The sequence below is a fragment of the Yersinia pekkanenii genome, assembly GCF_001152565.1.
Lineage (GTDB): Bacteria > Pseudomonadota > Gammaproteobacteria > Enterobacterales > Enterobacteriaceae > Yersinia > Yersinia pekkanenii.
In genome coordinates this window covers 101,505-115,955 of record NZ_CQAZ01000013.1, presented here as the reverse complement: position 1 = coordinate 115,955, position 14,451 = coordinate 101,505, and the positions used below count along the sequence as shown (strand labels likewise).

Genomic DNA, 14,451 nt, shown 5'->3' with positions numbered 1-14,451 from the left:
GTTATACTATTATGAATACATCTCATGAAGTGAGACATTATGTCACACCACAAAGGTAATATTATCGATTCCATTATTAATTAATATGTGTTAGGTGTTTTTAAATAATTAAAGGGCGTTGGTACATGAATAGCTGAAGCTGTGTTATCAACGTCAATCAATCCTGAAATATATCATCAATGCTGCATAAATAGGTGGTGTCACATTAAACGGTTATCGGGCAACATCCTTTTTTATCATGATGATAGCCATATCCGTGATTCGAGGATTATTCAAAGTTCCACACTATCATATTGATATTATTAGTTAATGTGTTATCTGGTCTCTGGCTTATGTACTGAGCCTTCGTGATTTTGGAGAGATGATGGCTGGCCTTATTCTATCAATGTGATGTAGCCAGTTAAATGGCATTAATTATATTTTTAAACCAATATTAAACTAATTTTAAATAAATTTAATATTTTATATTGATCTAACCTATGTCGTAATGTATGTTTTGTTTTTGATATTTTTTTGATATTGTTTTGGCTGATTAAATGAAAATATTACAAGCGCTTCCGCAGTATCAAAAAGTAACATATATTTTATGGTCTAGGTTTTTTGCAATATTGAGTCAACTTTTTTTAAGTGTTTTTGTATTTAAAGATATATTAAATCAAGAATATGCATGTGTAATATCCATCATTTTCGTATTGTTTTTATTGCTAATGAGTATTGCTGTCACACTATATAGACTAAGGCTTTCTACACCACTAAAGGAAAGAGAGCTTGTCGTTCAACTGTGTATTGATTTGCTTTTATTTACTCTTTGGGAGAGGCTAAATTTTCATGGTGAAATATCAAGTGTCTCATTTTATCTTCCAGGGTTAATCGTTGCATTTACGATCCTATGTAATAAAAACCTCATATTCATAGTGATTTACTCAGTAATTTTATTTTACGTGTCATCTAAGTTTACATTCTCAAGTCATCTTAATACTATCCATAGTGCTAAAAGTTTAGAGTACTATTCTCCGCGGGTAAGTTTTTTAATGTCTACATTCATTATCATTTTTTTTGTAAAAAAAATGAATGATGCATCAATTGAGTGCAGCAATAATTTAATACGTTCAATAGAGTATCAAAAACAGTCAGATATAATATTCTCTTTGGCGTTGCAAGCGAGTTCTTCAGCTCATAATATATCGAAACCAATATCAACAGCCGTTCTGGCTTTAGAGGAAATTAAATTATTTAAACCTGAGGAAAGATGCGGTAAATATTTTGATGAGTATTTAAGTTTAGCATTGAAAAAAACCAAAGAATGTACACGAGAACTCACTAAAATGTCGCTTTCATTAGGATTTAGTGAATTTGAAAATGAGGAGGTTATTAATTTATGCACATGGCTTAGAAATGTATTTGATTCATTTGAAGTTAAGTCTAATAAAAAAGTAACTTATCTATTGCCTGATGTCTGTATATACATTAAAAATGCAGGGGTTCTTCATACAATTATTATTAACTTGCTTGAAAATGCTAATTCGGCCATTTCCAGTGATAATGGTTTTATTCATTGTAGTTGTCAGGTTGAAAATGGTTACGCAATGATAAGAATAACGGATAACGGATGTGGTATACCAAGTGATTTAATCGATTCATTAGGAAAAAAACCGGTAAAAAGCACGACATCCGGACATGGCATCGGTCTGGTGTTAGCATTTTCTAATGCGGTCAGAATTGGAGCAGAAATAATATTATGCTCAGATTATGCTGGTACAGTAGCCACCGTAAGGATGAGGGGTTTATAATGGAAAAGATCTTAATTTTAGATGATGATGATGTGTTTACAAGTACACTTTCAACAATACTAATGAGAAAAGATTTATTTGTTAATGTAGCAAGTTCAGGAGCGCAGGCCGTTATAATGGCTGAGTCTACTTATCATGATTATATTGTGATAGATCTAAAGTTGAAAGATGATTCTGGGTTAACATGGATTCCAATATTAAGATATCTAAATCCATTATCCAAGATATTAATCCTTACCAATTATTCCAGTATCACTTCAGCCATCATTGCTCTAAAAAAAGGTGCTGATAATCTTCTGCAAAAACCGGTAAGTGCTGATAATATTTTATTTAATCTTCGCAACGAAATTACAAGTTTAAAAAATGATAAAGATAGTTTATTCTCCTACCCTTCTTTAGAACAAATAGAATGGGAATATATAAATAAAGTTATGGACGACCATTTTGGCAATATATCTGCTTCAGCAAGAGCACTCAATTTACATCGACGCACGTTACAACGAAAACTTTTGAAGAAAAATATTCCTAAGCTTTAATATAAATAATAGGAGCCAAGTGTATGGAGGGATACTGTCGCATTAACAGAGCGGAATAGGTAAAGATTGCGCTGCCGTTTTTTAGGTAACCAATAAAATTGTTTAGTCGGAGATGGATGCGGCCTACTACACACAACAGATATTAGACCGGGTTAAACGCTCCCGGCTCGTGAAGCAGCCGATTGGCAAGGGCTTAAACCCTCATCTGGGGGATGTTGAGTGTGTGGGCAGTGTATCCGGAGGGTAGAAGCAGCGCTTATTGATTGCACGCGCCCTGTATCGTCGCCCCAGCCTGCTATTTATGGATGAAGCGACTGGTCATTTGGATTTAGCAAATGAAGCCTATATCAATACCAGTATTGCTGCACTGGCTATAACCCGAGTGATCATTGCTCATCGGCCTTCAACCATTGCTTCGGCTGATCGCATCATTCTATTGGTTTGAGTGGTTCATTCACTCGCTGTAATAAACGGTAATTTAATAATAATCCGGGTGAAATTCTCCATCTCGCTAATTACCGTCACCCCATATTGGCTGCCATAGCGAACTTTAATCCGCCGATCCACCAGATTCATGCCTAATCCATCGCCATTGGGGCGTGGTTGATATAATCCGGCGTTATCTTCCACTGCCAGTATCAACGTATTGTCCTCCAGCTTACCGTGCAATGTGACCCGCCCATTACTGAACATCTGTGATGTTCCGTGCTTAATCGCGTTTTCGACCACCGGTTGCAGGGAAAATGCCGGTAATCGAGCCTCCATCAGTTCATCCGGTAATGAGATTTCGACACTCAGACGATCAGCAAAGCGCGCCTTTTCTATTTCCAGATACGCCTTAACATGTTCAATTTCATCACTTAACGTGACGATATCGTGGCTGCGTTTGAGGTTTTTACGGAAAAATGTCGACAGAGAGAGCACCAGCTTACGGGCATGGTCCGGGTCACGACGGATAACCACCGACAAGGTATTGAGTGCATTAAATAGAAAATGAGGATTGACCTGCGCGTGCAATAGTTTGATTTCGGATTGCGCCAGTAGCTGTTTTTGTTGCTCAAATTCACCGGCCAGTATCTGGGCCGATAACAAGTGAGCAATACCTTCACCCAATGAGCGGTTGATACTGGAGAATAATTTACTTTTCGGTTCATACAGCTTAATGCTACCAATCACCCGATGTTCTTCGCCACGTAATGGGATCACCAGCGTGGAGCCCAGCTTGCAGGTGGGTGAAATAGAACAGGTATAAGGTACGGCATTGCCATCGGCATAGACCACCTGATTCAGCTCAATCGCTCGGTGGGTATGGTCTGAGGTAATGGCGTTCCCCACCACATGGTGGTCAGAACCGGTGCCGATAAATGCCAGAAGCTTTTCGCGATCAGTAATTGCCACTGCGCCAACACCCAGTTCCTCATACAAAATTCGCGCCACCCGCATACTGTTTTTCTGGTCAAAACCATAGCGTAGCTGCCCTTCCGCCCGCGCGGCAATTTGTAAGGCTTTGGCTGAGAATGCCGTGGTGTATTTCTCGAAAATAGCCCGCCTATCTAATAAGATCCGCATAAACATGGCGGCACCAATGGTATTGGTGATCATCATCGGCAGCGCAATATTCCCCACCAGTTCGACAGCTTCGTGCCACGGGCGGGCGACGGCCAAAATAATCAGCATTTGCAGGACTTCAGCGACCAGGGTAATGGTGGCAACAACCAGTGGCTGAAATAACAGGTCGAGGCGGTTTTTACGGATCAGATAGCTGTGGAGGAAGCCACCTAATAGCCCTTCAGCCACGGTAGACAACATACAGGCGGTGGCGGTCATCCCACCCATGGAGTAACGGTGCAATCCACCGGTCAGCCCCACCAGAAAACCGACTGATGGCCCACCCAGCATGCCCCCCAACACCGCCCCGATAGCCCGGGTATTGGCGATGGAGTCATCAATATGCAAACCAAAGTAGGTGCCCATGATACAAAACATGGAAAACGTGAGATAGCACACCAGTTTGTGGGGTAAGCGGATGGTCACTTGCATTAATGGGATAAACAGCGGTGTTTTACTGAGCAGATAGGCAATAACCAGATACACACACATCTGTTGCAGCAGGGAAAAAATTAGTTCGGCTTGGCTGATGCCCATATTGATAACCACGAATATTCATTCTTACCGCTATTGTAACCACAATCTGCCGCAGAAAATTTTAACTGCCACCTCTTTTAAGCAAGATAGGCCCGATAATGGCAAACGTCAGGTCAGCCCTCTGTTTTAGACATTTTACCCGTCGCTCCCCGTCAGAAAAAATTTCATTAGCAGTAAGGCAATTTTTTAGCCCCTTTGACTATGCTTATAGTTTGGATAAGAAAAATTAGCTGATGGGGTTTCATGGCCAGAAAAAGTGTATTTAGAGCATTAAATCAATTAATTGGTTAATCATTGACCCTAGTCACGCTTTAAACGCTAAATGGATTGCATGATGAAAAGGGCCATCTCGGCTTAATTATTAAGAAATTGGCCCAAAATCATGCCGTTAATCATAGGAAGAAATCATGCCAGTACTTCCCGACCGTCAGGTGATTAATCAGATTATTTCCGGCCACTATGCCGATCCCTTTTCTATTTTGGGTATGCACCAAACGGCGCAGGGGTTACAGATATGCGCATTGCTGCCAGATGCCAAAGAAGTCTGGTTGATCGACACGGAAAGTGGCGGCAACATGGCTCAATTGACCCGTGAAGACCCACGCGGTTTTTTTATTGCCAAACTTCCTCGCCGTAAAAGTCCATTTCGTTATCAATTAGCCGTTACCTGGCAAGAAATCCCACAAATCATCGACGATCCCTACCGGTTCGGCACACTATTGCAGGATATTGATAGCTGGTTATTGGCAGAAGGCACCCATTTACGTCCTTATGAACGTTTGGGCGGACATTTAATGAGCCTTGACGGCGTTCCGGGGGTCAGCTTTGCTGTTTGGGCGCCGAATGCCAAACGGGTTTCTGTAGTGGGCGAATTTAACTTTTGGGATGGTCGCCGTCATCCAATGCGATTACGGCGTGAAAATGGGATCTGGGAGTTATTTCTGCCCGGCGTACAGGTCGGACAGTTGTATAAGTTTGAGATAATCGACAGCAATAATCAGGTACGGCTAAAAGCGGACCCTTATGCTTTCGAAGCTCAGATGCGGCCGGAGACGGCTTCGCTGGTCAGCCCATTGCCAGAGGTGGTGGAAAACACCACTGCCCGGCAAAAAGCGAATGATCTGCGTTCACCGGTTTCTATCTATGAAGTGCATCTGGGTTCGTGGCGTCGCCATACCGAGAATAATTTTTGGCTCAGTTACGGCGAATTAGCGGATCAACTGGTCACCTACGTCAAATACATGGGGTTTACCCATGTCGAGCTGCTGCCAATTAACGAACACCCGTTCGATGGCAGTTGGGGATATCAGCCATTGGGGTTGTATGCCCCGACCCGTCGTTTTGGTACGCCGCAGGATTTCAAAGATTTCGTCGCCAAATTCCATGAAGCGGGGATTAACGTGATCCTTGACTGGGTTCCCGGTCATTTCCCCAGTGATGAGCACGGTTTAATGCAGTTCGACGGCACTTCGCTGTATGAATATGCCGATCCACGCGAGGGTTATCATCAAGATTGGAATACCCTGATTTATAACTATGGCCGCAATGAAGTCCGTAACTATCTGGCGGGAAATGCGTTTTACTGGATGGAACGCTTTGGTATTGATGCATTGCGTATCGATGCTGTAGCTTCAATGATCTATCGCGACTATAGCCGTGCCGAAGGGCAGTGGGTGCCGAACTATTACGGCGGGCGGGAAAATCTGGAGGCGATAGCTTTCCTGCGTTACACCAATCACACCCTCGGTGTTGAGCGCCCCGGCGGCGTGACCATGGCTGAAGAGTCAACCGACTTCCCCGGGGTGACGTTACCGCCGGATGCGGGTGGGTTAGGTTTTCACTATAAATGGAATATGGGCTGGATGCATGACACGCTGAATTATATGCAGTGTGACCCGATTCACCGCAAATACCACCATAATCTGATGACTTTCGGTATGTTGTACGCCTATACCGAGAACTTTATCTTACCTATCTCTCACGATGAAGTGGTGCACGGTAAGCATTCGATGCTTGACCGCATGCCGGGGGATGCATGGCAGAAATTTGCTAACTTGCGAGCTTATTACGCGTTTATGTGGGCGCATCCCGGTAAAAAATTGCTGTTTATGGGCTGCGAGTTTGCTCAGGGGCGCGAATGGAATTTCGATGCCAGCCTCGACTGGCATTTGCTGGATGATGACAATGGTTGGCACAGCGGTGTGCAGCGTTTGGTGCGCTCCCTTAACCAGTGTTATCAACAGCATGCGCCTTTATATGAGTTGGATTATCAACCTGCCGGTTTTGAATGGTTGGTGGTTGATGACCATGAAAACTCAGTGTTTGCTTTCCTGCGCCGTGACGCCAGTGGTGGTGAACTGATTGCCGTCAGCAATTTCACCCCGGTGCCGCGTTATAACTATCGGGTAGGTATCCCGCAGGGTGGCCATTATCGTGAAGTGCTGAATTCTGACTCTGAATTCTATTGTGGCAGTAATGTGGGCAATTTGGGGGGTATCTATAGCCAGCAGGTGGGGAGTCATAACCACGCCCATTCATTGCTGTTAACTCTGCCGCCATTATCGACTATTTATTTGTTGCGGGAGTGATAGGATGACCCGCCTTACCCGAGGTTCCCCGAACCCCATTGGTGCTCACTTTGATGGGGCTGGGGTAAATTTCACTCTGTTTTCGGCCAACGCCGAACAGGTAGAACTGTGCCTGTTTGATGACAATAACCAAGAACGACGGATCCCACTGCCGGCTCGAAGTGGTGATATTTGGCATGGCTATCTCCCCGCTGGAAAACCGGGTCAGCGCTATGGCTATCGGGTCAGCGGGCCATTCTCCCCGCAACAAGGGCATCGTTTTAATCCACATAAATTATTGATAGACCCCTGCGCCCACGCATTAGACCACAAAGTGGGAGATGACCCGAGTTTAGACGGCGGGGTTAATCAACCCGATCAGCGGGACAGCGCTGCAGCGGTAGCTAAATGCATTGTGGTGCATGAGGAATATGACTGGCAGCAGGATAGATCGCCCGCCATTCCTTGGGGCAATACCGTGATTTACGAAGCCCATGTGCGTGGCTTAACCAAACTGCATCCCGATATTCCCGATGATTTGCGGGGTACCTACGCCGGTTTGGCTCACCCCGCCATGATCCACCATTTGACAACACTGGGCATTACGACACTGGAGTTGCTGCCAGTGCAATTCCATGTCGATGAGCCTCGTTTACAGAAGATGGGGCTGGGTAATTACTGGGGCTACAACGTATTGGCCCCCTATGCTGTTGACCCGGATTATGCTTCCGGCCGTGAAGGGATATCGCCCCTGAAAGAGCTACGGGATGCCGTCAAAGCGCTACACAAAGCCGGTATTGAAGTGATTCTCGACGTGGTGTTTAACCACTCGGCTGAATTGGACGTTTTCGGCCCAACCTTGTGTCAGCGCGGTATCGACAACGCCAGCTACTACTGGCTTAACGCCGAGGGTGAGTACGACAACATGACCGGTTGCGGCAATGCGCTGCGCCTTAACCAGCCTTATGTGGCGCAGTGGGTGATCAACTGCCTGCATCATTGGCTCGACAGTTGCCATGTTGACGGTTTCCGTTTTGATTTGGCGACTGTTCTGGGCCGCACCCCGGCTTTTAACCAGCATGCCCCCTTGTTTGCCGCGTTAGTGGCCGATGAACGACTCAGTGCTTGCAAGATGATTGCTGAGCCTTGGGATATCGGCTGGGGCGGCTATCAACTGAGTAACTTCCCTACCGGTTTTAGCGAATGGAATGACCAGTATCGCGACACGATGCGCCGTTTCTGGTTGCGGGATGGCTTACCGCGCGGGCTATTTGCCCAGCACTTCGCAGCGTCAAGCCGCCTGTTCGAACAGCGGGAGCGATTGCCCTCCGCCAGTATCAATCAAATTACCGCCCATGATGGTTTTACCTTGCAGGATTTACTGTGTTTTAACCAAAAACACAATCAAATCAACGGCGAGGAAAACCGTGATGGCAGTGATAACAATCTGAGTAATAATTTTGGTAGTGAAGGTTTGGTGGCTGACGAGGCTATCTGGCAACGGCGTAAATCTTGCCAGCGGGCATTGCTAACCACCTTATTACTCTCGCAGGGAACGCCGATGTTACTGGCCGGTGATGAACATGGTCACAGTCAGCAAGGTAATAACAATGCGTATTGTCAGAACAACATCCTCACTTGGCTCGACTGGGGCAGTGCAGACCTTTCATTAATGACATTTACCGCCGATCTTATTCGGTTACGCCAACAAATTCCGGCGCTGATTAAGGACACATGGTGGCAGGAAGGTGATGGCAATGTGCAATGGTTCGATAGTCAGGGGCAAGTGCTGAGTGATGCAGCTTGGCAACATGGCTGCCAGAAACAGCTACAAATTCTGTTGTCTCAGCGTTGGCTGGTGGTGATTAACGCCACTGACCAAGCGTGTGAAATGCATTTACCTGTGGGGGAATGGGTGCGGACGCCTCCTTTTGGGCCGTCAGATCAGGCGGAACCATTCGGGGTATGGAATGGTTCCGCGCATGACATTTGCGTGCTCGTACAGAAATCTTAAGGAGCCAGCCATGGTTACATTCGAAAACAAAGACCCGTTGATGTTAGCCAGACTATTACCGAATAAATCCATTGCGCTGATTTTGGCGGGGGGCCGTGGTTCACGGCTGAAAGATTTAACCGCGACCCGTGCTAAGCCCGCAGTCCATTTTGGCGGCAAGTTCCGCATCATTGATTTTGCACTATCCAACTGCCTGAACTCTGGCATCCGGCGCATTGGTGTGATAACTCAATACCAATCCCATAGTTTGGTTCAGCATATTCAACGCGGCTGGTCGTTCCTCAATGAGGAAATGAACGAGTTTGTGGATTTACTGCCCGCCCAACAGCGCCTGAGCACTGAGCAATGGTACCAAGGCACGGCGGATGCGGTTTACCAGAATCTGGATATTATCCGCCGCTACGACGCGGAATATATCGTTATTCTGGCGGGTGATCATATCTACAAGATGGACTACTCGCGCATGCTGCTCGACCACGCGGAGAAAGGGGCCGAATGTACTGTCGCCTGCATTCCTGTGCCAATTAAAGAAGCCACTGAATTTGGTGTCATGGAGGTCGGTGAGGATTACCAGATAACCGCGTTCTATGAAAAACCGGCCAATCCTCCTGCCATGCCTGGTCGGCCTGATATGGCATTGGCCAGTATGGGGATTTATATTTTCAATGCCGATTATCTGTTTAAGTTATTAGAAGAAGACCGGAACACTCCCGGCTCTAGCCATGATTTTGGTAAAGATTTGATCCCGAAACTGACTGAGCGAAGAGTCGCGTGGGCGCATCCGTTTGACCTTTCCTGCGTGACCTCTAATGCTGAACTTCCCCCTTACTGGCGTGATGTTGGCACGCTGGATGCTTACTGGCGGGCCAATCTCGATTTGGCCTCGGTGACACCGGAACTGGATATGTATGACCGCGCCTGGCCGATCCGCACGCATATGGAGCCGTTACCACCTGCCAAGTTTGTGCAGGATCGCTCTGGTAGCCACGGCATGACCATGAATTCATTGGTTTCTGGTGGTTGTATTGTATCCGGTTCAGTCGTGGTGCATTCGGTGTTGTTCCCTCGGGTACGGGTGAACTCGTTCTGTACCATTGATTCCACGCTCCTGCTGCCTGATGTCAATATTGGGCGTTCGTGCCGTTTACGCCGTTGCATTATTGACCGCGCCTGCCACATTCCTGAGGGGATGGTTATCGGGGAAAACGCCGAGGACGACAGCGCCCGTTTTTACCGTTCTGAGGGCGGTGTGGTGCTGGTAACGCGCGCAATGCTGGCCAAGCTTAAAAGTGATCAGGGGTGATAATGCGGGTCTTACACGTATGTACTGAGTTGTTCCCTTTGTTGAAAACAGGGGGGCTAGCCGATGTTGTTGGGGCTTTACCTACCGCACAAATTGCAGAAGGGGCCGATGTTCGGGTCATGCTGCCTGCTTTCCCTGATTTACGCCGTGGTATTCCGGATACTGTTTTAGTCAGAGAGATTGATACCTTTGCTGGTCGGGTTTCTCTGCGCTATGGACATTATCAGGGGATTGGCATCTATCTGATTGATGCACCTGGACTTTATGACCGGGCGGGGAGCCCTTATCACGACCAAAATATGTATTCCTACGCGGATAACTATCGCCGCTTTGCCCTGCTGGGCTGGATGGCTTGTGAGCTAGCCTGCGGGCTGGATGGTTACTGGCGTCCAGAGGTGGTGCATGCACATGATTGGCACGCCGGGCTGGCCTGTGCTTATCTGGCGGCGCGTGGCCGACCGGCACGATCGGTATTTACCGTCCATAATTTGGCCTATCAGGGGCTATTTTCAGGCCACCACTTGGCCGAGTTACAACTGCCAGCGGCATTTTTCCAAATGTATGGGCTGGAATTCTACGGTCAGATTTCCTATTTGAAAGCCGGGTTGTTCTTTGCCGATCACGTTACCACCGTCAGCCCGACCTATGCCAAGGAAATTACCCAGCCAGAGTTTGGCTATGGCATGGAAGGGCTGCTTCAGGAGCGCGCCAGTCAGGGGCGGTTGACTGGGATCCTCAACGGGGTGGACAGTGATATTTGGGATCCACAGCGCGACACCTTGCTACATGCCCGTTATGACACCGAAAACCTGCAAGCAAAAGCGGTGAACAAAGTGCATCTGCAAACCGCCATGGGGTTGGAGGTGACGGATAAGAAACCCATTTTTGCAGTGGTCAGCAGATTGACTGCGCAAAAAGGGTTGGATTTAGTGCTGGAAGCCTTGCCTGAATTGCTGGCGTTGGGTGGGCAACTGGCGGTATTGGGGGCTGGGGATGCGGTGCTACAAGAGGCATTTTTGGCGGCAGCGGCAGACTACTCCGGCCAGGTTGGGGTACAAATTGGTTATCACGAGGCATTTTCTCACCGAATTATTGCCGGTGCGGATGTGATTCTGGTGCCGAGCCGTTTTGAACCTTGTGGGCTAACGCAGTTGTATGGTTTGAAATATGGCACCTTGCCACTGGTCCGGCATACCGGCGGGTTGGCAGATACCGTGATGGATTGCGCGCTGGAGAATCTGGCCGATGGCAGCGCCTCGGGGTTTGTGTTTGACGAATGCGATGCACAGGCATTAGTTCGCGCGATACGCCGTGCTTTTGTGCTATGGAGCCGGCCAAAACATTGGCGGCATGTTCAACGCCATGTGATGGGGTTGGACTTTGGCTGGCAAGTTGCCGCTAGCCAATATCTATCACTTTATCGGCGTCTTTAGTTGCCGATTTGCTGTAACCACGAATAGGGAAAACTGCTATGACATCACCGTTCAGTTATACCTCACCGGTTGTCAGTGTGGATGCGCTGAAGCACTCCATTGCCTATAAACTGATGTTTATTGTTGGCAAGGATCCCTCGATTGCGACTCAGCACGACTGGTTGAATGCGACACTATTTGCGGTACGTGACCGGATGGTCGAGCGCTGGTTACGTTCTAACCGTGCACAATTATCACAAGACGTTCGTCAGGTTTACTATCTGTCGATGGAGTTTTTATTGGGGCGAACCCTCTCAAATGCACTGTTATCGATGGGGATTTATGAAGATATCGAACAGGCGTTGGATGAGATGGGCCTCAATCTGTCAGAGTTACTGCAAGAAGAAAACGACCCCGGTTTAGGTAATGGGGGGTTGGGCCGTTTGGCGGCGTGCTTCCTGGATTCACTGGCAACACTGGCACTACCGGGGCGGGGCTACGGCATCCGCTATGAATATGGCATGTTTAGCCAGAAAATAGTGAATGGCCAACAGATGGAGTCGCCGGATAACTGGTTGGAATACGGTAATGCCTGGGAGTTCCCACGGCACAATACCCGTTATAAAGTTCGTTTTGGCGGCCGAATTCAGCAGGAGGGGAGCAAAATTCGCTGGCTGGAAACCGAAGAAATTCTCGCCTGTGCCTATGATCAAATCATTCCCGGCTTTGATACTGATGCCACTAATACACTGCGTTTATGGTCTGCGCAGGCCAGTAACGAAATTAACCTGGGTAAATTCAATCAGGGTGATTACTTCGCGGCGGTTGAAGATAAAAACCATTCAGAGAACGTATCACGCGTGCTGTATCCCGACGACTCCACCTATTCCGGGCGTGAACTACGTTTGCGACAAGAGTACTTTTTAGTCTCGGCGACGGTGCAGGATATCCTTAGCCGCCACTGGGCCATGCACCAGACGTTCGACAATCTGGCGGATAAGATTGCTATTCACTTAAATGATACCCACCCGGTACTTTCTATCCCTGAAATGATGCGTTTGCTGATCGACGAGCATAAATTTAGCTGGATGGATGCGTGGGACGTGGTGCAGCAAGTCTTCTCTTATACCAATCACACCTTGATGACGGAAGCGTTGGAAACCTGGCCCATCGATATGATCGGCAAGATCCTGCCACGTCATCTACAAATCATCTTTGATATCAATGACCATTTCCTCAAACTGGTACAGGAACAGTATCCGGCGGAACCAGAGCTGCTGCCACGGGTATCGATTATTGATGAAAACCATGGTCGGCAGGTGCGTATGGCCTGGCTTGCAGTTATTGCCAGCCATAAAGTTAACGGCGTATCTGCGCTGCATTCCGAACTTATGGTGCAATCGCTATTTGCTGATTTTGCTCGTATTTTCCCTAATCGCTTCTGCAATAAAACCAATGGCGTGACGCCACGGCGCTGGCTAGCACTGGCTAACCGCCCATTGGCGGCAGTATTGGATGACAGTATCGGCCATAACTGGCGTACCGACCTAAGCCAACTCAGTGAGCTGGAAAAGAATCTCGATTATCCGAGCTTCTTGCAGGCGTTACAAAAAGCCAAGTTGGAAAATAAAAAACGACTGGCAACGTATCTCGCTGAAAAACTAAATATTGTGGTCAATCCGGCGGCGTTGTTTGATGTGCAAATCAAGCGTATCCATGAGTACAAACGGCAACTGTTGAATGTGTTGCATGTGATAACCCGCTATAACCGCATTCTCGACGCGGCAGATGAGCAATGGGTACCGCGAGTGGTTATTTTTGCCGGTAAAGCGGCATCGGCTTATTACAACGCCAAACAAATCATTCGATTGATCAATGATGTTGCCAAGGTGATCAACAACGATCCACGGATTAATAACCGGCTGAAAGTGGTGTTTATTCCGAACTACAGCGTCAGCCTGGCGCAGTTGATCATTCCGGCGGCTGATCTATCGGAACAGATCTCGCTGGCGGGTACCGAGGCATCGGGTACCAGCAATATGAAGTTTGCACTGAACGGCGCGCTGACTATTGGCACACTGGATGGGGCGAATGTCGAGATCCGCGAACATGTGGGGGAGGATAATATCTTTATCTTCGGTAATACCACCGAACAGGTCGAGGCACTGCGTAATAATGGCTACAATCCGAGGAAATATTACGATGAAGATCCGGACCTGCATCTGGCACTGACGCAGATTGTGACAGGCGTCTTCAGCCCGGAAGAGCCAAAGCGTTATACCAATCTGTTTGATTCACTGGTCAATTTTGGTGATCACTACCAGTTGTTGGCAGATTATCGTAGTTATGTGAACGCGCAGGAGAAAGTCGATACCTTGTATCGGCACCCTGATGAGTGGACACGCAAGACCTTACTCAATATTGCCAATATGGGCTATTTCTCTTCAGACCGAACCATTGAAGAGTATGCCAATGAGATTTGGCATATTAAGCCGATTAGGTTGTAGCTATATCCTTTGTACTTGAAGCTACAGGGGGTTAGCTGCGCGCGCGCGCCCGAATCACTGACTTAACGGGATGAATTTGCTGCCTACCTGTAACTCCAATGACGTTGGATATATTCAGCGAGTTAATAACAAAACCCCTCTTCAACAGTGAAGAGGGGTGTTAACAGATCGATGACG

The 14,451-nt window shown here is 47.3% G+C and carries 8 protein-coding genes and 1 pseudogene; 8 read left to right on the top strand and 1 reads right to left on the bottom strand.

Going from position 1 to position 14,451, the window contains the following annotated elements:
• The first annotated feature begins 536 nt into the window (after nucleotides 1–536).
• From AEP37_RS08845 to AEP37_RS08835, 3 genes and pseudogenes are all read left to right on the top strand, one after another.
• Nucleotides 537–1,790, top strand: a complete 1,254-nt coding sequence (locus AEP37_RS08845; RefSeq protein WP_049612461.1) for a sensor histidine kinase — start codon at nucleotides 537–539, stop codon at nucleotides 1,788–1,790.
• A complete protein-coding gene (locus AEP37_RS08840; RefSeq protein ID WP_049612459.1) occupies nucleotides 1,790–2,326 on the top strand; it encodes a response regulator transcription factor in 537 nt (178 codons plus the stop codon). Before AEP37_RS08845 ends, AEP37_RS08840 begins: the two co-directional genes overlap by 1 nt.
• Before the next feature lie 247 nt (nucleotides 2,327–2,573).
• Nucleotides 2,574–2,771: pseudogene (locus tag AEP37_RS08835) on the top strand (ATP-binding cassette domain-containing protein); the annotation flags it as partial.
• Nucleotides 2,772–2,776: 5 nt separating this feature from the next.
• On the opposite strand, the gene AEP37_RS08830 reads toward AEP37_RS08835, so the two are convergent.
• Entirely contained in the window at nucleotides 2,777–4,471 is a 1,695-nt protein-coding gene (locus AEP37_RS08830) for a sensor histidine kinase (RefSeq protein ID WP_049612477.1), read from the bottom strand.
• Nucleotides 4,472–4,878: 407 nt separating this feature from the next.
• Here AEP37_RS08830 and glgB point away from each other — a divergent pair, with 407 nt between their 5' ends.
• Genes glgB through glgP form a run of 5 tightly spaced genes read left to right on the top strand, consistent with a single transcriptional unit; the run spans nucleotide 4,879 to nucleotide 14,274 of the window.
• Entirely contained in the window at nucleotides 4,879–7,059 is a 2,181-nt protein-coding gene (gene glgB / locus AEP37_RS08825) for a 1,4-alpha-glucan branching protein GlgB (protein ID WP_049612455.1), read from the top strand.
• Nucleotides 7,060–7,063: 4 nt separating this feature from the next.
• Nucleotides 7,064–9,052, top strand: coding sequence for a glycogen debranching protein GlgX (glgX, locus tag AEP37_RS08820; protein ID WP_049612453.1), 1,989 nt, complete (start codon nucleotides 7,064–7,066; stop codon nucleotides 9,050–9,052).
• 10 nt (nucleotides 9,053–9,062) lie between these two features.
• A complete protein-coding gene (gene glgC, locus AEP37_RS08815; protein WP_049612451.1) occupies nucleotides 9,063–10,355 on the top strand; it encodes a glucose-1-phosphate adenylyltransferase in 1,293 nt (430 codons plus the stop codon).
• 2 nt (nucleotides 10,356–10,357) lie between these two features.
• On the top strand, nucleotides 10,358–11,788 hold the full coding sequence (gene glgA, locus AEP37_RS08810) for a glycogen synthase GlgA (RefSeq protein ID WP_049612450.1): 1,431 nt from the start codon (nucleotides 10,358–10,360) through the stop codon (nucleotides 11,786–11,788).
• Nucleotides 11,789–11,826: 38 nt separating this feature from the next.
• Nucleotides 11,827–14,274: a glycogen phosphorylase gene (gene glgP / locus AEP37_RS08805; protein ID WP_049612448.1), complete on the top strand. Its 2,448-nt coding sequence runs from the start codon at nucleotides 11,827–11,829 to the stop codon at nucleotides 14,272–14,274.
• Nucleotides 14,275–14,451 lie beyond the last annotated feature (177 nt).

Bases quoted from the DNA above. Each gene is read 5' to 3' on its own strand.
- glgP (WP_049612448.1), top strand. From the start codon at position 11,827: ATGACATCACCGTTCAGTTATACCTCACCGGTTGTCAGTGTGGATGCG.
- glgA (WP_049612450.1), top strand. From the start codon at position 10,358: ATGCGGGTCTTACACGTATGTACTGAGTTGTTCCCTTTGTTGAAAACA.
- AEP37_RS08845 (WP_049612461.1), top strand. From the start codon at position 537: ATGAAAATATTACAAGCGCTTCCGCAGTATCAAAAAGTAACATATATT.
- AEP37_RS08830 (WP_049612477.1), bottom strand. From the start codon at position 4,471: ATGGGCATCAGCCAAGCCGAACTAATTTTTTCCCTGCTGCAACAGATG.
- glgX (WP_049612453.1), top strand. From the start codon at position 7,064: ATGACCCGCCTTACCCGAGGTTCCCCGAACCCCATTGGTGCTCACTTT.
- AEP37_RS08840 (WP_049612459.1), top strand. From the start codon at position 1,790: ATGGAAAAGATCTTAATTTTAGATGATGATGATGTGTTTACAAGTACA.
- glgB (WP_049612455.1), top strand. From the start codon at position 4,879: ATGCCAGTACTTCCCGACCGTCAGGTGATTAATCAGATTATTTCCGGC.
- glgC (WP_049612451.1), top strand. From the start codon at position 9,063: ATGGTTACATTCGAAAACAAAGACCCGTTGATGTTAGCCAGACTATTA.